Genomic DNA, 18,101 nt, shown 5'->3' on the forward strand with positions numbered 1-18,101 from the left:
CCGGGACGGACAGGGTTATTTTGCGCAAATCAATTTGCCATCACTCATGGATTTCTATGCTTCGCGTAATTATTGCTGACGATCATCCCATTGTTCGGATCGGGCAGAAGGTGGTGATCGAGGCCAACGGCAAGTGCAAGGTGGTCGGTGAGGCCAACGGCCCGGATGAGCTGCTGCGGGTACTGGGCAGCACCCCTTGCGATGTGCTGGTGACGGACTTCGCCATGCCGGGCGGGCAGCAGGCTGACGGCTATGTGTTGTTGGGCTTGTTGCAACGCCAATACCCCGGGGTGCCGGTGATCCTGGTGACGATGTTCGCCAATATCGCCACCCTGCGTGCCTCGTTCGCCGAGGGCGCCCGAGGCATAGTCGCCAAGAGTGCATCGGCCAAGGAGTTGCCCACGGCCATCAAGGAAGTCTGCGAGGGCAAGACCTTCGTCAGCGAGTCCCTGCGGACCCAGTTGGTGCAGGCCGGCACGGGCGATCAATCACAACCGCCGCAACTGTCGGGCAAGGAGCGCGAAGTGGTGCGCATGCTGGCCAGCGGCATGACCGTCAGCCAGATTGCCGCGCGGGTCAATCGCAGCATCTCCACCATCAGCAAACAGAAAAGTACCGCGATGAACCGGCTGTGTATCTCCACCGATGTGGATTTGTTCCACTATGCTCGCAGCAGCGGAATGGTGCCCTGAAGGGACGGGATGAGGTATTCCTGGCGTTGATGCCAGTAGTGTTCCCCGGCCTTGGGGATTATCGTACCGGCCATCCCAACTTCTTTTGCGGAACCTGCCCATGAGCGACGCCCATAACGCCTTGATCACCGAGTTCTACAGTGCCTTCCAGCGCCTGGATGCCGAGGCCATGAGCGCCTGCTACAGCGACGACGTGGTGTTCAGCGACCCGGCATTCGGTGAACTGCGTGGCCGTGATGCCGGCGACATGTGGCGCATGCTGACCACCCGGGCCAAGGACTTTTCCCTGACCTTCGACAGTGTGCGCAGCGATGAAATCACCGGCAGCGCCCACTGGGTGGCGACCTACCTGTTCAGTGCGACGGGCAACACCGTGGTCAACGATATCCGGGCGCGCTTTGTGTTTCGTGACGGCAAGATCTGCGAGCATCACGACCACTTTGACCTGTGGCGCTGGTCGCGGCAGGCGTTGGGCACCAAAGGCCTGTTGCTGGGCTGGACGCCGCTGGTGAAAAACGCCGTGCGGGCCCAGGCGCTGAAAGGGTTGAAGGCGTTCCAGGCCAGTCGTTGATAAGATTGGCGTTCCTTTGGTTTGCCGAATTGATCCGTGACGACTCCTTCTGAAGCCAAACCGTGGTTTGTCTACCTGGTGCGCGCCGCCAATGGCTCGCTCTATTGCGGCATCAGCAATGACCCGGTGCGCCGCTTTGCCATGCACCAAAGTGGCAAGGGCGCACGGTTTTTCCTCTCGAGCCCCGCCGTGGCGCTGGTGTACACCGAGGCATGCATCAGCAAGGCCGAGGCGCTGCGCCAGGAACGGCTGATCAAGAAACTCAAGAAAAGCGCCAAGGAGTGCCTGGCGGCGATCGGCCCATCAGTTTGACTGATAGGTTCCCATGCGCGCCTTTGCCGGGTTTGCAGGCTAAGCTGGACGCTCACTCATTGAGCGGAGCCTGGCATGACTGAGTTGATCCTCCACCACTACCCGCAATCCCCATTTGCCGAAAAAGCCCGCCTGTTGCTGGGCTTCAAGGGCTTGTCCTGGCGTTCGGTGCACATCTCGCCGGTGATGCCCAAGCCTGACTTGACGGCCCTCACCGGTGGTTATCGCAAGACCCCGGTGTTGCAAGTGGGCGCCGATATCTACTGCGACACCGCACTGATCGCCCGCCGCCTGGAGCAGGAAAAGTCCGCGCCGGCGTTGTTTCCCCAAGGCCTGGAACTGGTCAGCCAAAGCTTCGCCGCCTGGGCTGATTCGACGGTGTTCTCCCATGCCGTGAGTCTGGTGTTCCAGCCGGAATCCCTGGCGGTCAAGTTCGCCAAAGTGCCGCCGGAAATGCTCCAGGTGCTGGTGGCCGACCGCAGCAAATTGTTCAGTGGCGGCACGGCCACCCGTGTGCAACTGGATCAGGCCAAGCATCAATGGCCGGTGATCATCGGTCGTATCAATCAGCAGTTGCAGCACCAGCAGGGCGACTTCCTGTTCGGCGAGCCGTCGATTGCCGACTTCGCCCTGGCGCACCCGTTGTGGTTCCTCATGGGATCGTCGGTGACCTCGCCGCTGGTGGAAACCTATCCTGCGGTGGCCGCCTGGCTCGCCCGGGTGTTGGGTTTCGGGCATGGCACGTCGAGCCAGATGAGTGCCGAGCAAGCCTTGGAAGTCGCGCGCAATGCCACGCCGGCCAACCTGCCGGAAGAAATCTTCGAAGACCCGAACGGCTTCAAGCCCGGCCAGCAAGTGACCATCAGCGCCACCGACTACGGCACCGATCCGGTGGCCGGGGAGTTGCTGTTTGCCGGCCGCGAAGAGCTGATTCTGCGGCGCACCGATGAGCGCGCCGGCACCGTGCATGTGCACGTTCCGCGCTTCGGATTTCGGATCCAACCGGCGTGACTGAAATTATTTTCAAATCGGTGTGAGGTAAACCTGTCGGCCATCCGTGTAGTGCTTGAAACTGCGATTAATTCGCATTAACAGCGTTTTTACACACGGGTTCTCAAGCATGAAGTCCAGGGCAACGTCGGCGGGTTCGGTTAAACATTGGCTGGGAGCCTCGGTATTGGCAGTTTCGGGGCTGGCGCTGTTGCCCCTGGGCGTGGCGCAGGCGGCCGAGGCGCAGCAGCAGAGCACGCTGTTCAACTTTGCCCTGGCCGCCAAGCCGCTGCCCCAGGCCTTGAGCGACTTCACCCGGGTGACCGGCATCAGCGTGGTCTACACCGACGAAGCGCCGTACGCCATCAAGGCCCCGGCCATCACCGGGCAGATGAGTGCGGCCCAGGCCATGCAACGCCTGCTGGGTAATTCCGGCTTCACCTTCCGCCAGATCGACGCCCGCACCCTGGCCCTGGAACCGCTGCCCACCGACGGCGCGCTGAACCTCGGCGCCACCACCATCAACGGTGCCGCCCTGGCCTCGGATACCACCAGCTATCAGCCGCCGCCCACCAGTTCGGTGATGCGTTCCCACGGCCTGCTGCTGGAAACCCCACAGACTGTCAACGTTGTACCGGCCCAGGTGATGCGCGATCAACAGCCGCGCAACCTCGACGATGCCCTGACCAACATCAGTGGCATCACCCAGGCCAACACCTTGGGCAGCACCCAGGACGCGGTGATGCTGCGGGGTTTTGGTGACAACCGAAACGGTTCGATCATGCAGGACGGCATGCCGCTGGTGCAGGGCCGCGCGCTGAATTCCACCGCCGAGCGCGTCGAAGTGCTCAAGGGCCCGTCGTCGTTGCTGTATGGCATTCAGGATCCGGGCGGCGTGGTCAATATCGTCAGCAAGAAACCCGAGCTGATCCAATCCACCTCGCTGACCGTGCGCGGCTCGACCTTTGGCGACGGCAAGAACGGCAGCGGCGGCAACCTCGACACCACAGGGCCCATCGGTGACAGCGGGTTGGCGTACCGCTTGATCGTCGATCACGAAGACGAAGATTACTGGCGCAACTACGGCACTCACCGCGAGAGCCTGATCGCACCGTCGCTGGCCTGGTACGGCGACAACACCAAGCTGTTGTTTGCCTATGAGCACCGGGAGTTTCTCTCGCCGTTCGACCGGGGCACCGCCATCGACCCCAAGACCAACCACCCGCTCAACATCCCGTCGACTCGCCGCCTGGACGAGCCCTTCAACAACATGGAAGGCCGCTCCGACCTGTACCGCTTCGAGGCCGACCACGATTTGAATGACGACTGGAAAGCCCACTTCGGCTACAGCTGGAACCGCGAGACCTACGACGCCAGCCAGGTGCGTGTGGTCAAGGTCAACGCCAATGGCACCCTGACCCGCAGCATGGACGGCACCCAGGGCGCACTGACCACCGACCGCTTCGCCACCGCCAGCCTTGAAGGCAAGGTCAACGTCGCGGGCATGCAGCACGACCTGACCTTCGGCCTGGATGACGAGTACCGCAAGATCTACCGGGCCGACCTGATCCGCCAGGCGCCCCGTGGCACGTTCAACTACAACGATCCGGTCTATGGCAATGAAGTGGCGGGCACCACCGTCAGCGCGCCGGACAGCAACCAGACGGACCTGCTGCGCAGCGACTCGCTGTTCCTGCAGGATGCGATCCACCTCACTGACCAGTGGATCCTGGTGGGCGGCGCGCGTTATCAGATGTACGACCAATACGCCGGCAAGGGTGTCCCGTTCACCGCCAACACCGACGGCAATGGCCAGAAGTGGGTGCCACGCGCGGGCCTGGTGTACCGCTACACTGACGAGCTGTCGTTCTATGGCAGCTACACCGAGTCGTTCAAGCCCAACTCCACCATCGCACCGCTGGCGAACAAAAGTGTGCTGGATGGCAGCCTTGAGCCGGAGCAGTCGAAGTCCTGGGAGTTGGGGACCAAGCTCGATATACCGGGGCGCATCACCGCCAGCGCCGCCCTGTTCAACATCGAAAAACGCAACGTGCTGGTGCAGGTCGGCGATGGCCTGACCTCGGTGTACAGTGTCGCCGGCAAAGTGCGCTCCCGAGGCCTGGAACTGGATGCCAGCGGCCAACTGACGGATAAGTGGAGCGTGATCGGCAGCTATGCCTACACCGATGCAGAGGTTACCGAAGACCCGGAATACAAAGGTAATCGCCTGCAAAACGTGGCGAAGAACACCGGCTCGCTGTCGGCGGTGTATGACTTCGGCAGCATTCTCGGTGGCGACCAACTGCGGGTCGGCGCCGGGGCACGTTATGTCGGCGAGCGCGCAGGGGACGCGGCCAACAGCTTCGAACTGCCGGGCTACACCGTGGCCGATGCGTTCGCCACCTATGACACTAAAATCGAGGGGCAGAAGGTCAAGTTCCAGCTCAACGTGAAGAACCTGTTTGACCGCACCTATTACACCTCGGCCGTGAACACCCAGTTCGTGTCCATCGGCGATGCGCGGCAGGTGTCGGTGTCCAGCACCCTGACGTTCTAAATTCGGCTACACCGTATGGCGCGGTAGCCGGCTGCCTCGCCATACGGTTGTCGAGCTGCTAGCGTGGCCGCCATTAATGACTTTGCGGGAACACGATAGCGATGCAGTTGGGACGATGGATACACACCGGCGGGCTGCTGCTGGGCTTGAGCTTGTTGCTGGGCGGTTGCGCCACGGCGCCGAAAACTTCCACCAGCGCCAGCCTCGACCAGTTGCTGGCCGACCCGGCACTGCACGGCGCCAGCGTGTCGCTGATGGTGCGCGATGCCCGCAGCGGCAACACGCTCTACCAGCACAACCCACGCACACGGCTGACCCCGGCTTCGAGCCTCAAGCTGTTGACCACTGCGGCGGCGATGGATGTGCTGGGGCCGCAGTATCGGTTTTCCACGCAACTGTTGAGCGACGGCATCCGCCAGGGCGCGGTGCTTGACGGCAACCTCTACCTGCGCGGCCTGGGCGACCCGACGATCCAGTGGGCGGATTACCAGGCGCTGGCGGCCAACCTGGCGCAGCAGGGCATCCGGCAGGTGCGGGGCGACCTTGTGTTCGACGACACGTTCTTCGACGCCGAGCGCCTGGGCACCGACTGGTCCCAGGACGATGAAAGCACCTACTACGGCGCGCAGATTTCGGCGCTGACGGTGTCGCCCAATGACGACTTTGATGCGGGCTCCCTGCTGGTCACGGCCAGGGCGCCGGTCGTGGCAGGGCGCCCGGTGACGGTGGAGATCAGCCCGGCTACCGATTACGTGCAGCTCAGCAACCGTGCGGTCAGCGGCACAGGCAACAGCTATGGAATCAATCGCCAGCACGGCACCAACCTGTTGCGCCTCAGTGGCGCGTTGGCGCCGGGCAGGCAGAGCCCGCAACTGGTCAGTGTGTGGGAGCCGACGCAACTGGTGGCCAACCTGTTTGAACAGGCCTTGGCGCAGCAGGGGATTGTCGTGCAGGGGCGTCGGATGATCGGGGGTGTGACGCCGACCACGGCGACGGTGCTCGCGCTGCATGAGTCGGCGCCGTTGCAGGAACTGATCACGCCGTTGCTCAAGCTTTCCAATAACAACATGTCTGAAGCCTTGCTCAAGAGCATGGGGCGCAAGACCGTGAATGCCGGTACGGCGCCTGCCGGTGTGGCGGCGGTGGCCGGGTTCCTGAAGCGTCAGGGGATTGATACGGCGACGTTGAACCAGGTGGACGGTTCAGGGTTGTCCCGGCGTAACCTGGTGTCGTCGCAGAACCTCACGGATGTGCTGCTGGCCGCCAGCAAACAGCCCTGGTTCAACGCCTGGTACAACGCGTTGCCGGTTGCCGGTAATCCGCAGCGACTGGTGGGCGGCAGCCTGCGCTACCGCCTGCGGGGCACCGCTGCGGAAAACAACCTGCAGGGCAAGACCGGCTCCATGAGCGGCGTGTCGTCGTTGACCGGTTACGTCACCGATGCCAATGGGCGCAAGCTGGTGTTTTCGATGGTGACCAACAATTACGTGGTCGCAGGCGCGCGGGTCAAGGCGCTGGAAAACCGCCTGGCCACGGCACTGGCCAACAGCACGGACTATTGAGCACCGAAGATCAACGGTGGGAGCGTGCTTGCTCGCGAATGCGCTGGTTCAGTCAGTACATGTGTTGACTGTCACACCGCTTTCGCGAGCAAGCCCGCTCCCACATGGGACCTGTGCCGTCAGGCAGATTGCATTTCAAGGCAGGAACGCCTGCCGGTATTCACCAGGGGTTGCGCCCATCGCCTGGCGGAACCGGTTGGTAAAGTGGCTGGCGCTGGAAAACCCGCACGCCAGGGCAATATCGCCCAGCGGCAACGACCCACCCCGCAACAACTCCCGGGCCCGGGCCAGGCGCCGCGCCAGCAGATATTGATGGGGCGGCAGTCCAAAACTCTCGCGAAACATCCGCGCAAAGTGGTACTCCGACAACGCACACAAGCCTGCCAACTGCCCCAGGCTGATCGGCTCCGCCAGCTGCTGGTCGATGTGCTCCACCAGTTGCCGGCGCTGGTGGGCGGCCAGCCCGCCTTTCAAACGCAAACCCTCGCGCATCCCCACCTGGCTGAGCAAGGTATGGCTGAGCATTTCATGGGCCAGGCTGCTGGTCAGCAGGCGTTCGCCGGGCTCTTTCCAGTTCAGGCCGATCAACTGGTGAAAACGCCGGGCCTGCCGCGCATCGTCGAGGAAGGTGCTCTCGCGCAATTGCAACTCGCGGGGTTCGCGGTCCAGCAAGGTGACGCAGCCCAGGGCGAATTGCTCGGGGCTGAAATACACGTGGGCCAGGCGGATTTCGCCGTTGATCACCCAGGCCGACTGATGCTCGGCCGGCAGGATGCACAGCTTGTCCGGGCCGCCCTTGGTGCCGGGCTGGTCGCGGCGAAAGGTGCCGGTGCCGCCGCCGATGTAGCAGGACAAGGTGTGGTGGTCGGGGGCTTCGTAATCCTGGGCGTCGTGATGGTTGCTCCACAAGGCTGCAGACAAGCCGTCACCGAGCTCGGCGCACAGCTCGAGGCGAGCGTTGGGCGAGCGGTTGAGGGATTGAAAGACTTGCAGGGTTTCCAGTGGCGGCATATTCGTACTCTCTGACGGCTTGCATCCTACTCCCAGCGGCGGCGGCTGTGATCCCGGCAGCCGACAAAAGCGCAAGAATGTGCAAGAGACCTGGTGCCGCCAGGGGCGAAACTGTGGCTCAACCCTCGGAGCCCGCCATGAACCTTTTCCTGTATTTACTCACCGTATTGATCTGGGGCACCACCTGGATTGCCCTCAAGTGGCAACTGGGCGTGGTGGCGATTCCGGTGTCCATCGTCTATCGCTTTGGCCTCGCGGCGCTGGTGCTGTTCGTGATGCTGCTGCTCAGCCGCAAGCTGCAGGTGATGAACCGGCGCGGGCATCTGATCTGCCTGGCCCAGGGCCTGTGCCTGTTTTGCGTCAACTTCATGTGCTTCCTGACCGCCAGCCAGTGGATTCCCAGCGGCCTGGTGGCGGTGGTGTTCTCGACGGCCACCTTGTGGAACGCGCTGAACGCCCGGGTGTTCTTCGGGCAGAAGGTCGCACGCAATGTGTTGATGGGCGGCGGCCTTGGCTTGCTCGGCCTCGGGCTGTTGTTCTGGCCGGAACTGGTGGGGCACACCGCCAGCCCGCAAACCCTGCTCGGCCTGGGCCTGGCACTGCTCGGCACCATGTGTTTCTCGGCGGGCAATCTGCTTTCCAGCTTGCAGCAGAAGGCCGGCCTCAAGCCGCTGACCACCAATGCCTGGGGCATGGCCTATGGTGCGTCGATGCTGGCGATGTACTGCGCGGTGCAGGGCATTCCGTTCGACATGGAATGGAACAGCCGCTACATCGGTTCGCTGCTGTACCTGGTGATCCCGGGTTCGGTGATTGGCTTTACCGCCTACCTGACCCTGGTCGGGCGCATGGGCCCGGAGCGAGCGGCGTATTGCACCGTGCTGTTCCCGGTGGTGGCGTTGAACGTCTCGGCGTTTGCCGAGGGCTATCAGTGGACAGCGCCGGCGTTGGCGGGGTTGGTGCTGGTGATGCTGGGGAATGTGTTGGTGTTTCGCAAGCCCAAGGCTGGCGCGCCGATCAATCCAATCTACAAGGCGAAGCAGGTTTAGTGTGGGGGCTCGACAGCTCCTACATTTGATCTCCTTTACCTGAGAATCACCGTTCATTACTTCAGGCCCAGGCGCTTGGCCATTCGTCCCAGGTTGGCCCGGTCCAGGCCCAGCTCACGGGCGGCACTGGCCCAGTTGTGCTGGTGGCGTTCCAGGCAGGCGCTGATGACCTGGCGCTGGTAGTTCTCGGTGGCCAGGCGCAGGTCGCCGGTGACGTCCGGCACGGGGTCGGGCTGCGCTTCGAGCGGTGGCGCGGTGGCGTTCGGCAAGTCCAGGTCTGCCGCGCTGAGGCTGAGAATCTTCGGGCGCTCCCGGCAGTTACCCAGGGCTTTCAAGGCGCTGCGGCCGATCAAGTGTTCCAGTTCGCGCACATTCCCCGGCCAGGTATAAGCCAGCAGTGCCGCCTGGGCATCGCTGGTAAGGCGCAGGCTGCCCAGGCCCATGCGTGAGCGGTTCTGTTCAAGGAAAAAGCCCGCCAGCAACAGCACATCGCGACCGCGCTCACGCAGCGCCGGGACTTGCAGCGGGTACACACTCAAACGGTGATAAAAGTCGGCACGATAGCGGCCGCTGCGTACTTCTTCGGCCAGATCCCGGTTAGTGGCAGCGATCAGGCGCACATCCACCTGGTGCTCCTTGTCAGACCCCAGGCGCTGCAACTGGCCACTTTGCAGCACCCGCAGCAGCTTGGCCTGCACGGTGAGGGACAACTCGCCCACTTCATCAAGAAACAGCGTGCCGCCATTCGCCAGCTCGAACTTGCCCCGGCGTTCGTTGAGCGCGCCGGTAAACGCCCCGCGCACGTGGCCGAACAGTTCGCTTTCCACCAGGGTTTCCGGCAGGGCGGCGCAGTTGAGGCTGATCAGCGGTTTCTCGGCGCGGTTTGATGCGGCATGGATCGCCTGGGCCACCAGCTCCTTGCCCACGCCAGTCTCGCCGGTGATCAATACCGTCAGGTCACTGCCACCCACCAGGTTGATTTCTTCCACCAGGCGTTTGTGGCTCTTGCTCTGGCCGATCATTTCCTTGTGCTGCTGGCCGCTGGCCTGGCGGTAGATTTCGGCGCGCTGGTGTTCGTCTTCGGCACGCAGGGCCAGGCGTTCAATGCGTTCAGCGACATTGACGGTGGCGGCGGCGAGGCTGGCAAAGGCTTGCAGGGCGTCCAGTTCCACCCGTTCGAAGCGCTCGGTATCCAGGGCGTCGAGGGTCAGCAGGCCCCAGGGCCGGTCGTCGACAAACAGTGGGCAGCCCATGCAGTCGTGAACCTCCAAGTGGCCGTGCAGGCCATCCACCAGGCCGTCATAGGGGTCGGGCAGTTCGCTGTCGCTGTCAAAGCGGGTAGGGCCGGGGCTGCTGAGCAGCACGGCGAAACGCGGATGTTCGCTGACCTTGAAGCGCCGACCGAGGGTGTCGGTACTCAAGCCATCCACCGCCAGCGGCACCAGCCATTCGCCGTCGAGGCGCAGCAGGGCGGCCGCGTCGCAGGGTAGCAGGGCGCGCATGGCCTGGAGCAGGCGCCGGTAACGCTCGCCTTCGGGCAACTCGCGGGACAGGTCGGCGACCAGGGGCAGCAGGGTGGTGAGCAGCGGCTTCGCAGTCATAATGACTCCTTGTGGTCATAGTGACTATATAGCGTAGGAAGTCATACTGACTACATTAATATTAAGTATCTGATTTATAAGGATTTATTAGTTGGCACGAATACTGAGTAGTAAAGGGTATTCAGTAAGAAGACCCAGGAGTCTGCCATGCTTAGTGCCCAAGACCGTGCCATCGTCAAATCCACCGTGCCCCTGCTGGAAAGTGGCGGCGAAGCCCTGATCACCCATTTCTACCGGATGATGCTGTCCGAATACCCGGAAGTACGCCCGCTGTTCAACCAGGCCCACCAGGCCAGCGGCGACCAGCCCCGGGCCTTGGCCAACGGCGTGCTGATGTACGCCCGGCATATCGACCAACTCGACCAGTTGGGCGATCTGGTGGCAAAGATCATCAACAAGCACGTGGCCCTGCAGATCCTGCCGGAGCATTACCCGATTGTCGGTACCTGCCTGCTGCGGGCAATTTCCGAAGTGCTGGGCAGCGAAATCGCCACCCCTGAAGTGATGAGTGCCTGGGGCGCCGCCTATGGCCAATTGGCCGACATCCTGATCGGTGCCGAAGCGGCTATCTATAAAGAGAAGGAGCAAGCGCCGGGCGGCTGGCGTGGCGCGCGGCCGTTCACCTTGGTCAAGCGTGTGGAGGAGAGCGCGGAAATTATCTCGTTTTACTTCGCGCCTGTGGATAACGGCCCGATCCTGGCCGCCGAGCCTGGGCAGTACATCGGCATGAAGCTGGTGCTGGAGAGCGAGGAAGTGCGCCGCAACTATTCCCTGTCGGCGCGTGGCGATTCGGGCCAGTACCGCATCAGCGTCAAGCGCGAAGCCGGTGGGCGGGTGTCGAACTACCTGCATGACCAGTTCCAGGTGGGTGCGACCATCGATCTGTTCCCGCCTTCGGGGGAGTTCACCCTGGCGGCCAGCGACAAGCCATTGGTGCTGATCAGCGGCGGCGTGGGCATCACGCCAACATTGCCGATGCTCGAAGCGGCGCTGGCCACCGAGCGTCCGGTTCACTTTATCCACTGCGCGCGTAATGGCGGCGTGCATGCGTTCCGCGAATGGGTGGACGGCCTGGCGGCGCAGCATCCACAGCTCAAGCGCTTCTATTGCTACGCCGAGGATGATGGCGTGAGCCCGGCGGCGGACAAGGTCGGGATGCTGAGCCAGGAGCAACTGGCGGCGTGGCTGCCGCAGGAGCGCGATGTGGATGCGTACTTCCTGGGGCCTAAAGGCTTCATGGCGGCGATCAAGCGTCACTTGAAGGCCCTGGGTGTGCCGGAAGCGCAGAGCCGGTATGAGTTCTTTGGGCCGGCGTCGGCTCTGGAATAACTTACTCGGTCAAAAATGTGGGAGCGGCGGTGCGACGATTCGACTTGCTCGCGAAGGCGGTGTATCAGGCACACATTCAGTGACTGACACTCCGCTTTCGCGAGCAAGCCCGCTCCCACATTTTGATCTCCATTTTCCCTGATTAATCTCCTGTTAATGCCTCCTGTTTAAACCTCCACACGCCAACTGCTCAACTTTCACCGTCCGCGTGTAAACTTGCGGCCATTGGCACAACCATCATTGGCTAAAGGGAAACGGGGATGATCGACGAATTGCGTTTGGGCAGGGAGCGACGCTTTCTGGTACTGCTGGGCATCATTTGCCTGGCGCTGATCGGCGGGGCGCTGTACATGCAGGTGGTGCTGGGCGAGGCCCCTTGCCCGCTGTGCATCCTGCAACGTTATGCCTTGCTGCTGATCGCGATCTTCGCCTTCATCGGTGCCGCCATGCGCACCACCCGCAGTGTCACGGTGTTTGAAGCACTGGTGACCCTCAGCGCCCTGGGTGGCGTCGCCGCTGCCGGCTATCACGTGTACATCCAGTACTTTCCGAAGGTCAGCTGCGGCATCGACGTGCTGCAACCGATTGTCGATGGCTTGCCGCTGGCCTCGGTGTTTCCCCTGGGGTTCCAGGTCGACGGCTTCTGTGAGACGCCGTACCCGCCCGTGCTCGGCCTGTCCCTGGCACAGTGGGCGCTGGTGGCCTTTGTGCTGACGGTGATCCTGGTGCCACTGGGCATTTACCGTAATCGCCAGGGCAAAGCCTAAGCGGTTACAACTCAACGCCCCGGCCTTCCTCTAAAGAAGGCTGGGGCGTTTTTGTTTGTAGGCATTTGTGAAGAGGCCGTGACGCGGGGCAAGTTTGGGTGTGCGCAGCGTGCGACATGTTGTCACACGGAAGCTGTCGCAGGACGTTTCTGACGCTCGTAAACGCGCCATAAATTTGCATGAAGCGGCGTTTTATGGCTGTCAGTTCGTCGTCTGGCCGACGCCGCGAGTGGCGTGCGGTCGGCGACATTGCCCGATGTCCGAATGCCTTGTTTTTAGGGGACTTGGATCCGTTTTCGATGCCCTTACAGGCTGTAAGGGATGTGGCAGATTGCCCAATAACACGGCAATTTTTGTGGTTTTTGTCGAGAATCAAACGCGATACGATCGCGGACCTTTGCAATAATGGTGAAGGATTATTGCTGGAAACGATAAAAATTATTTCTGGATAAGACATGGTTTATACATCGCTAGCTAACTACAATCGCCCGCACTGAATGTCCGGTGCTGCTCACCCCTGAGCAAACTAGGGCGGTCGAGAAGCGGATGTAACGTTTCATGCGACCCCAGGTGCCGGCAGCCTTTCAACTATCCGCACCAAATGGAATTGGTCTGTAACAAGGCCTTTGACCAACGAATTCGAATAAGAACTCACCGCTAGCCCGGGACGTGTCGATTCGCGCAAGGTGCGACGGGCAGGCCCTTATTCAATCGAAGAGAAATGCCAACCCTTGGCAGGGTGAAGTGTTGGCGATCAAAACCCAACTGCATTGCGCAAGCTGCTTTAGAGGTCGTGAGATGAGTAAAAACAGGTACCCCCGATTACTAGGCTTTTTGCCGCTGCTCGGCATGATGTTAATGCTGGGAGGCTGCAAGTGGACCTTGCTCGACCCTAAAGGTCAGGTCGGTCTGGATCAACGCAACCTGATCATCACCGCCACCCTGCTGATGCTGTTGGTCGTGGTGCCCGTGATCATCATGACGTTCGCGTTCGCCTGGAAATACCGCGCGTCGAACACCAGCGCCACCTACGCGCCGAAGTGGTCGCACTCCACCAAGATTGAAATCGCGGTGTGGCTGGTGCCGATCCTCATCATCATCGCCCTGGGTTACATCACCTATAAGTCGACCCATGAGCTGGACCCGTACCGTCCGCTGGACTCCGACGTCAAGCCGATCAACATCGAAGTGGTCGCGCTGGACTGGAAGTGGCTGTTCATCTACCCGGACCTGGGTATCGCCACTGTGAACCAGATCCGGTTCCCGGAGAACACCCCGCTTAACTTCCGGATCACCTCCGACGCCGTGATGAACTCGTTCTTCATCCCTGCACTGGGTGGCCAGATCTACGCGATGGCAGGCATGCAGACCCGTCTGCACCTGATCGCGAACGAGAAAGCTGAAATGGAAGGCATCTCCGCCAACTACAGCGGTGCTGGCTTCACCGGCATGAAATTCAAAGCGATCTCGACGAGCCAGGAAGATTTCAACGCCTGGGTAGCCGAAGTCAAGGCCGCACCTAAACAGCTTGATCAAGCTGAATACGACGCCCTTGCCAAACCAAGCCAGAACAACCCAGTCGCCCTGTACTCCACGTACGAGCCGGACCTGTTTCAGAAAATCGTCGACAAGTACGAAGGTATGAAGCCAGGCAAGCCGATCGAGCACGAGAAGAAAGAAGTGGCCGCGGTTGAAGGTTCTGACACGGGCTCGCATTCAACTGCTGGGGCAGAGGAGTAAACGATGTTTGGTAAATTAAGTTGGGATGCGGTCCCGTTCCACGAGCCGATCGTGATGGTGACCATCGCCATGATCGCGCTGGGTGGTCTGGCACTGTTTGCAGGGATCACTTACTTCAAGAAGTGGACCTACCTGTGGACCGAGTGGCTGACTTCGGTCGACCACAAGAAAATCGGCGTCATGTACGTCATCGTTGCCATGGTCATGCTGCTGCGTGGTTTTGCCGACGCCATCATGATGCGTACCCAGTTGGCCATGGCCACCGAGGGTTCGCCTGGCTACCTGCCTCCTGAACACTATGACCAGATCTTCACCGCCCACGGTGTGATCATGATCATCTTCATGGCGATGCCTTTCTTCACCGGCCTGATGAACCTTGCCTTGCCGCTGCAGATCGGTGCGCGTGACGTTGCGTTCCCGTTCCTGAACTCCCTGAGCTTCTGGCTGCTGGTATCCGGCGTAGTGCTGATCAACCTGTCCCTGGGCGTCGGCGAATTCGCCAAGACCGGTTGGGTTGCGTATCCGCCATTGTCGGGCCTGGCCTACAGTCCGGGCGTGGGTGTGGATTACTACATCTGGGCGCTACAGTTATCAGGACTCGGGACGACACTGACGGGGGTCAACTTCCTGGCCACCGTCTTGAAAATGCGCGCCCCGGGCATGAAGCTGATGGACATGCCGATCTTCACCTGGACCTGCACCTGGGCCAACGTACTGATCGTTGCATCGTTCCCGATCCTGGCTGCAACCATGGCGTTGCTGTCGCTTGACCGTTACCTGGATTTCCACATTTTCACCAATGAACTTGGTGGCAATCCAATGATGTACGTGAACCTGTTCTGGGCATGGGGTCACCCTGAGGTGTACATCCTGATCCTGCCAGCGTTCGGTATCTTCTCTGAAGTGATCTCGACCTTCTCGGGCAAGCGCCTGTTCGGTCACCACTCGATGATCTACGCCTCGGGCGCGATCTCGGTACTGGGCTTCATGGTTTGGCTGCACCACTTCTTCACCATGGGTTCGGGGGCCAGCGTCAACGCGTTCTTCGGACTGGCGACGATGCTGATTTCCATCCCGACGGGGGTGAAGCTATTTAACTGGCTATTCACCATCTATCACGGTCGTCTGCGTATCACCAGCCAGGTTCTGTGGACCCTGGGCTTCATGGTGACCTTCGCGATCGGCGGCATGACCGGCGTACTGCTGGCCATCCCGGGTGCTGACTTCGTACTGCACAACAGCCTGTTCGTCATTGCTCACTTCCATAACGTGATCATCGGCGGCGCAGTATTCGGCTACATCGCAGGTTTCAGCTTCTACTTCCCGAAAGCGTTCGGCTTCAAGCTGCACGAAGGCTGGGGCAAGGCTGCATTCTGGTTCTGGATCTCGGGCTTCTTCGTCGCGTTCATGCCGCTCTACGCTCTGGGCTTCATGGGCATGACCCGTCGTCTGAACGCCACGACCAACCCTGAGTGGGTACCGTACCTGTACGTTGCCATGGTGGGTGCACTGATGATCGCTGTGGGTATCGCCTGCCAGCTGATCCAGCTGTATGTCAGCGTGCGTGATCGCAAGCAGAACATGTGCGAATCCGGCGACCCATGGAATGCACACACCCTGGAATGGTCGACTTCGTCGCCACCGCCGTTCTACAACTTTGCCGTACTGCCGAAGGCTGACAGCATCGATCCGTTCACCGAAGCCAAGGAAGACGGTACTGCGTACCAGAAGCCTGCGCGTTACGAACCGATCCACATGCCTAACAACACCGCTACCGGCGTTGTGATGGGCGCGCTGTTGACCGTGTTCGGTTTCGCGATGATCTGGCACATCTGGTGGCTGGCCATCGTGAGCCTGGTGGGCACCATCGGCTACTTCATCGTTCACGCTGCCCGTGATGACCAAGGCTACATGGTGCCGGTCGACGTGATCGAACGCATCGAAGCCGAGCAACACGCTCGCCTGGTTGCCGAGAAGAAGATCCCGGCCAACCGTGTTGAAACCTCGTTGGAACAGGCTTAAACCATGTCGAACTTAGTGACCAATGCTGGACACGCCCATGTCGATGACCATGGGCACGATGACCATCACCACGACTCGGGGCCAATGACCGTATTCGGTTTCTGGCTCTACCTGATGACCGACTGCATCTTGTTTGCGTCGATCTTCGCGGTGTACGCGGTACTGGTAAACAACGTAGCGGGTGGCCCGTCGGGCCACGACATCTTCGAACTGCCTTACGTGCTCGGCGAAACCGCCTTGCTGTTGTTCAGCTCGATCACCTACGGCTTCGCCATGCTGGCCTTCTACAAGGGCAGCAAGAAAGGCGTCCTGAGCTGGTTGGCACTGACCTTCCTGTTCGGCCTGGGCTTCATCGGCATGGAGGTCAACGAGTTCCACCTGCTGATTTCCGAAGGTTACGGCCCGCACCGTAGCGGCTTCCTGTCGGCGTTCTTCACGCTGGTAGGCACCCACGGTCTGCACGTGACTGCCGGTCTGATCTGGATGGCGACCATGATGTATCAGGTCAACAAACATGGCCTGACCAACACCAACAAGACTCGCCTGAGCTGCCTGAGCCTGTTCTGGCACTTCCTGGACGTGGTCTGGATCTGCGTCTTCACCGTTGTCTACCTGATGGGGACTCTGTAATGGCTAATGCACATTCCCATGACAGCCATGATGACAGCCACGGCAGCGTCAAGTCGTACGCCATTGGCTTCATCCTGTCGGTCATCCTGACGCTGATCCCGTTCGGCCTGGTGATGTACCCAACCTTGCCGAAGTCGATCACCTTGATGATCGTCCTGGCGTTCGCGGTGATCCAGGTCCTGGTTCACCTGGTGTACTTCCTGCACCTGGACCGCTCGAAGGCTCAGCGCGATAACGTGATTGCGTTCGTGTTCGCAGGTTTGGTGATCCTCCTGCTGGTTGGCCTGTCGGTATGGATCATGTTCAGCATCCATACGTTCATGATGGCGAAGTGAGGTAAGACCCGATGTCGCTTAAGCACTTTATCCAAATCACCAAACCGGGGATCATTTTCGGTAACGTGCTTTCTGTGGCAGGCGGTTTCTTCCTGGCCTCCAAGGGGCATGTCGATCTGGCCATTTTCCTGGCTGCGATGATCGGCACGTCCCTGGTGGTAGCTTCCGGTTGTGTATTCAACAACTGCATCGACCGCGATATCGACATCAAGATGGAACGCACCAAGAATCGTGTGCTGGTCCAGGGCCTTATCTCCCTGAAACTGGCACTGATCTTCGCGACCATCCTGGGTATCGCCGGCGTGGTGTTGCTGTACAAGGTGGCCAACCCGCTGGCGGCGCTGTTTGCCGTGATCGGCTTTGTCATCTACGTCGGCTTCTACAGCCTGTACCTCAAGCGCAAGTCGGTTCACGGCACGCTGGTGGGCAGTCTGTCGGGGGCGATGCCGCCGGTGATTGGTTATGTGGCTGTGACCAATAGCTTCGACATGGCCGCGCTGGTGCTACTGGTGATGTTCAGCCTGTGGCAGATGCCGCACTCCTATGCCATCGCGATCTTCCGCTTCAATGACTACCTGGCTGCCTCGATTCCGGTTCTGCCGGTCAAGCGTGGCATCAAGGTCGCCAAGAAACACATCCTGCTCTACATCCTGGCCTTCCTCGTGGCGACCTTGATGTTGACCTTCAGTGGCTACGCCGGCATGAGCTACCTTGCCGTTGCCGCCGCCATGGGCATGTACTGGTTGTACATGGCCTGGACTGGCTACAAGGCGGTGGATGACACCGTCTGGGCACGCAAGCTGTTCGTCTTCTCGATATTCACCATCACCGCCTTGAGCGTGATGATGTCCCTGGATTTCCAGGTGCCGAAAGAGTTGCTGCTGACGTACGCTCACTGAGTGATCGAGCAGTAAAAAACCCCGCCTTCGAAAG

General features: G+C 60.8%; 16 protein-coding genes. 14 read left to right on the top strand and 2 right to left on the bottom strand.

Annotated elements, in window-relative coordinates; genetic code table 11:
* Positions 1-56 precede the first annotated feature (56 nt).
* The 6 genes from HX811_RS01365 (at position 57) to dacB (ending at position 6,684) form a co-directional block, all read left to right on the top strand.
* Positions 57-692, top strand: a complete 636-nt coding sequence (locus HX811_RS01365) for a response regulator transcription factor (RefSeq protein ID WP_003216351.1) — start codon at positions 57-59, stop codon at positions 690-692.
* Positions 693-792: 100 nt separating this feature from the next.
* Positions 793-1,263, top strand: a complete 471-nt coding sequence (locus HX811_RS01370) for a nuclear transport factor 2 family protein (protein ID WP_008435632.1) — start codon at positions 793-795, stop codon at positions 1,261-1,263.
* Between the two features lie 36 nt (positions 1,264-1,299).
* Positions 1,300-1,575, top strand: a complete 276-nt coding sequence (locus HX811_RS01375; protein ID WP_003216354.1) for a GIY-YIG nuclease family protein — start codon at positions 1,300-1,302, stop codon at positions 1,573-1,575.
* Between the two features lie 75 nt (positions 1,576-1,650).
* Positions 1,651-2,586 (top strand): glutathione S-transferase family protein, encoded by a 936-nt coding sequence (locus HX811_RS01380; RefSeq protein WP_177044439.1) that lies wholly within the window; start codon positions 1,651-1,653, stop codon positions 2,584-2,586.
* A gap of 109 nt (positions 2,587-2,695) precedes the next feature.
* On the top strand, positions 2,696-5,122 hold the full coding sequence (locus tag HX811_RS01385; protein WP_177044441.1) for a TonB-dependent receptor: 2,427 nt from the start codon (positions 2,696-2,698) through the stop codon (positions 5,120-5,122).
* Positions 5,123-5,223: 101 nt separating this feature from the next.
* Positions 5,224-6,684 carry a D-alanyl-D-alanine carboxypeptidase/D-alanyl-D-alanine-endopeptidase gene (gene dacB / locus HX811_RS01390; RefSeq protein WP_177044444.1) on the top strand — a complete coding sequence of 487 codons (1,461 nt, stop codon included), beginning with the start codon at positions 5,224-5,226 and terminating at the stop codon, positions 6,682-6,684.
* Positions 6,685-6,819: 135 nt separating this feature from the next.
* Here the strand turns inward: dacB and HX811_RS01395 are convergent, their stop codons facing one another.
* Positions 6,820-7,695 (bottom strand): helix-turn-helix domain-containing protein, encoded by an 876-nt coding sequence (locus HX811_RS01395; protein ID WP_177044445.1) that lies wholly within the window; start codon positions 7,693-7,695, stop codon positions 6,820-6,822.
* 137 nt (positions 7,696-7,832) lie between these two features.
* Between HX811_RS01395 and HX811_RS01400 the strand changes: the two genes are divergently transcribed.
* Complete coding sequence (locus HX811_RS01400; RefSeq protein ID WP_177044446.1) at positions 7,833-8,744, top strand: DMT family transporter; 912 nt, start codon at positions 7,833-7,835, stop codon at positions 8,742-8,744.
* Positions 8,745-8,800: 56 nt separating this feature from the next.
* Here the strand turns inward: HX811_RS01400 and norR are convergent, their stop codons facing one another.
* A complete protein-coding gene (norR, locus tag HX811_RS01405) occupies positions 8,801-10,345 on the bottom strand; it encodes a nitric oxide reductase transcriptional regulator NorR (RefSeq protein WP_087692812.1) in 1,545 nt (514 codons plus the stop codon).
* Between the two features lie 147 nt (positions 10,346-10,492).
* Here norR and hmpA point away from each other — a divergent pair, with 147 nt between their 5' ends.
* The 7 genes from hmpA (at position 10,493) to cyoE (ending at position 18,067) form a co-directional block, all read left to right on the top strand.
* Positions 10,493-11,674: an NO-inducible flavohemoprotein gene (hmpA, locus tag HX811_RS01410; protein WP_177044447.1), complete on the top strand. Its 1,182-nt coding sequence runs from the start codon at positions 10,493-10,495 to the stop codon at positions 11,672-11,674.
* Positions 11,675-11,934: 260 nt separating this feature from the next.
* Entirely contained in the window at positions 11,935-12,441 is a 507-nt protein-coding gene (locus HX811_RS01415) for a disulfide bond formation protein B (protein WP_177044448.1), read from the top strand.
* 798 nt (positions 12,442-13,239) lie between these two features.
* Complete coding sequence (cyoA, locus tag HX811_RS01420) at positions 13,240-14,181, top strand: ubiquinol oxidase subunit II (protein WP_008435619.1); 942 nt, start codon at positions 13,240-13,242, stop codon at positions 14,179-14,181.
* Positions 14,182-14,184: 3 nt separating this feature from the next.
* Positions 14,185-16,203, top strand: a complete 2,019-nt coding sequence (gene cyoB, locus HX811_RS01425; RefSeq protein WP_003216371.1) for a cytochrome o ubiquinol oxidase subunit I — start codon at positions 14,185-14,187, stop codon at positions 16,201-16,203.
* 3 nt (positions 16,204-16,206) lie between these two features.
* Entirely contained in the window at positions 16,207-16,833 is a 627-nt protein-coding gene (locus tag HX811_RS01430) for a cytochrome o ubiquinol oxidase subunit III (protein WP_008435616.1), read from the top strand.
* Complete coding sequence (gene cyoD, locus HX811_RS01435) at positions 16,833-17,168, top strand: cytochrome o ubiquinol oxidase subunit IV (RefSeq protein WP_003216374.1); 336 nt, start codon at positions 16,833-16,835, stop codon at positions 17,166-17,168. Before HX811_RS01430 ends, cyoD begins: the two co-directional genes overlap by 1 nt.
* A gap of 11 nt (positions 17,169-17,179) precedes the next feature.
* Complete coding sequence (cyoE, locus tag HX811_RS01440) at positions 17,180-18,067, top strand: heme o synthase (RefSeq protein ID WP_003216376.1); 888 nt, start codon at positions 17,180-17,182, stop codon at positions 18,065-18,067.
* Positions 18,068-18,101 lie beyond the last annotated feature (34 nt).

Origin of the sequence: Pseudomonas sp. F8002 (assembly GCF_013385495.1) — a bacterium.
GTDB lineage: Bacteria > Pseudomonadota > Gammaproteobacteria > Pseudomonadales > Pseudomonadaceae > Aquipseudomonas.

Excerpts from the sequence above, each read along its gene's own strand:
- HX811_RS01415 (WP_177044448.1), top strand. The coding sequence starts at position 11,935 with ATGATCGACGAATTGCGTTTGGGCAGGGAGCGACGCTTTCTGGTACTG.
- dacB (WP_177044444.1), top strand. The coding sequence starts at position 5,224 with ATGCAGTTGGGACGATGGATACACACCGGCGGGCTGCTGCTGGGCTTG.
- HX811_RS01395 (WP_177044445.1), bottom strand. The coding sequence starts at position 7,695 with ATGCCGCCACTGGAAACCCTGCAAGTCTTTCAATCCCTCAACCGCTCG.
- HX811_RS01380 (WP_177044439.1), top strand. The coding sequence starts at position 1,651 with ATGACTGAGTTGATCCTCCACCACTACCCGCAATCCCCATTTGCCGAA.
- cyoA (WP_008435619.1), top strand. The coding sequence starts at position 13,240 with ATGAGTAAAAACAGGTACCCCCGATTACTAGGCTTTTTGCCGCTGCTC.
- HX811_RS01430 (WP_008435616.1), top strand. The coding sequence starts at position 16,207 with ATGTCGAACTTAGTGACCAATGCTGGACACGCCCATGTCGATGACCAT.
- HX811_RS01370 (WP_008435632.1), top strand. The coding sequence starts at position 793 with ATGAGCGACGCCCATAACGCCTTGATCACCGAGTTCTACAGTGCCTTC.
- hmpA (WP_177044447.1), top strand. The coding sequence starts at position 10,493 with ATGCTTAGTGCCCAAGACCGTGCCATCGTCAAATCCACCGTGCCCCTG.
- cyoB (WP_003216371.1), top strand. The coding sequence starts at position 14,185 with ATGTTTGGTAAATTAAGTTGGGATGCGGTCCCGTTCCACGAGCCGATC.
- HX811_RS01365 (WP_003216351.1), top strand. The coding sequence starts at position 57 with ATGCTTCGCGTAATTATTGCTGACGATCATCCCATTGTTCGGATCGGG.
- cyoD (WP_003216374.1), top strand. The coding sequence starts at position 16,833 with ATGGCTAATGCACATTCCCATGACAGCCATGATGACAGCCACGGCAGC.
- HX811_RS01400 (WP_177044446.1), top strand. The coding sequence starts at position 7,833 with ATGAACCTTTTCCTGTATTTACTCACCGTATTGATCTGGGGCACCACC.
- norR (WP_087692812.1), bottom strand. The coding sequence starts at position 10,345 with ATGACTGCGAAGCCGCTGCTCACCACCCTGCTGCCCCTGGTCGCCGAC.
- HX811_RS01385 (WP_177044441.1), top strand. The coding sequence starts at position 2,696 with ATGAAGTCCAGGGCAACGTCGGCGGGTTCGGTTAAACATTGGCTGGGA.
- cyoE (WP_003216376.1), top strand. The coding sequence starts at position 17,180 with ATGTCGCTTAAGCACTTTATCCAAATCACCAAACCGGGGATCATTTTC.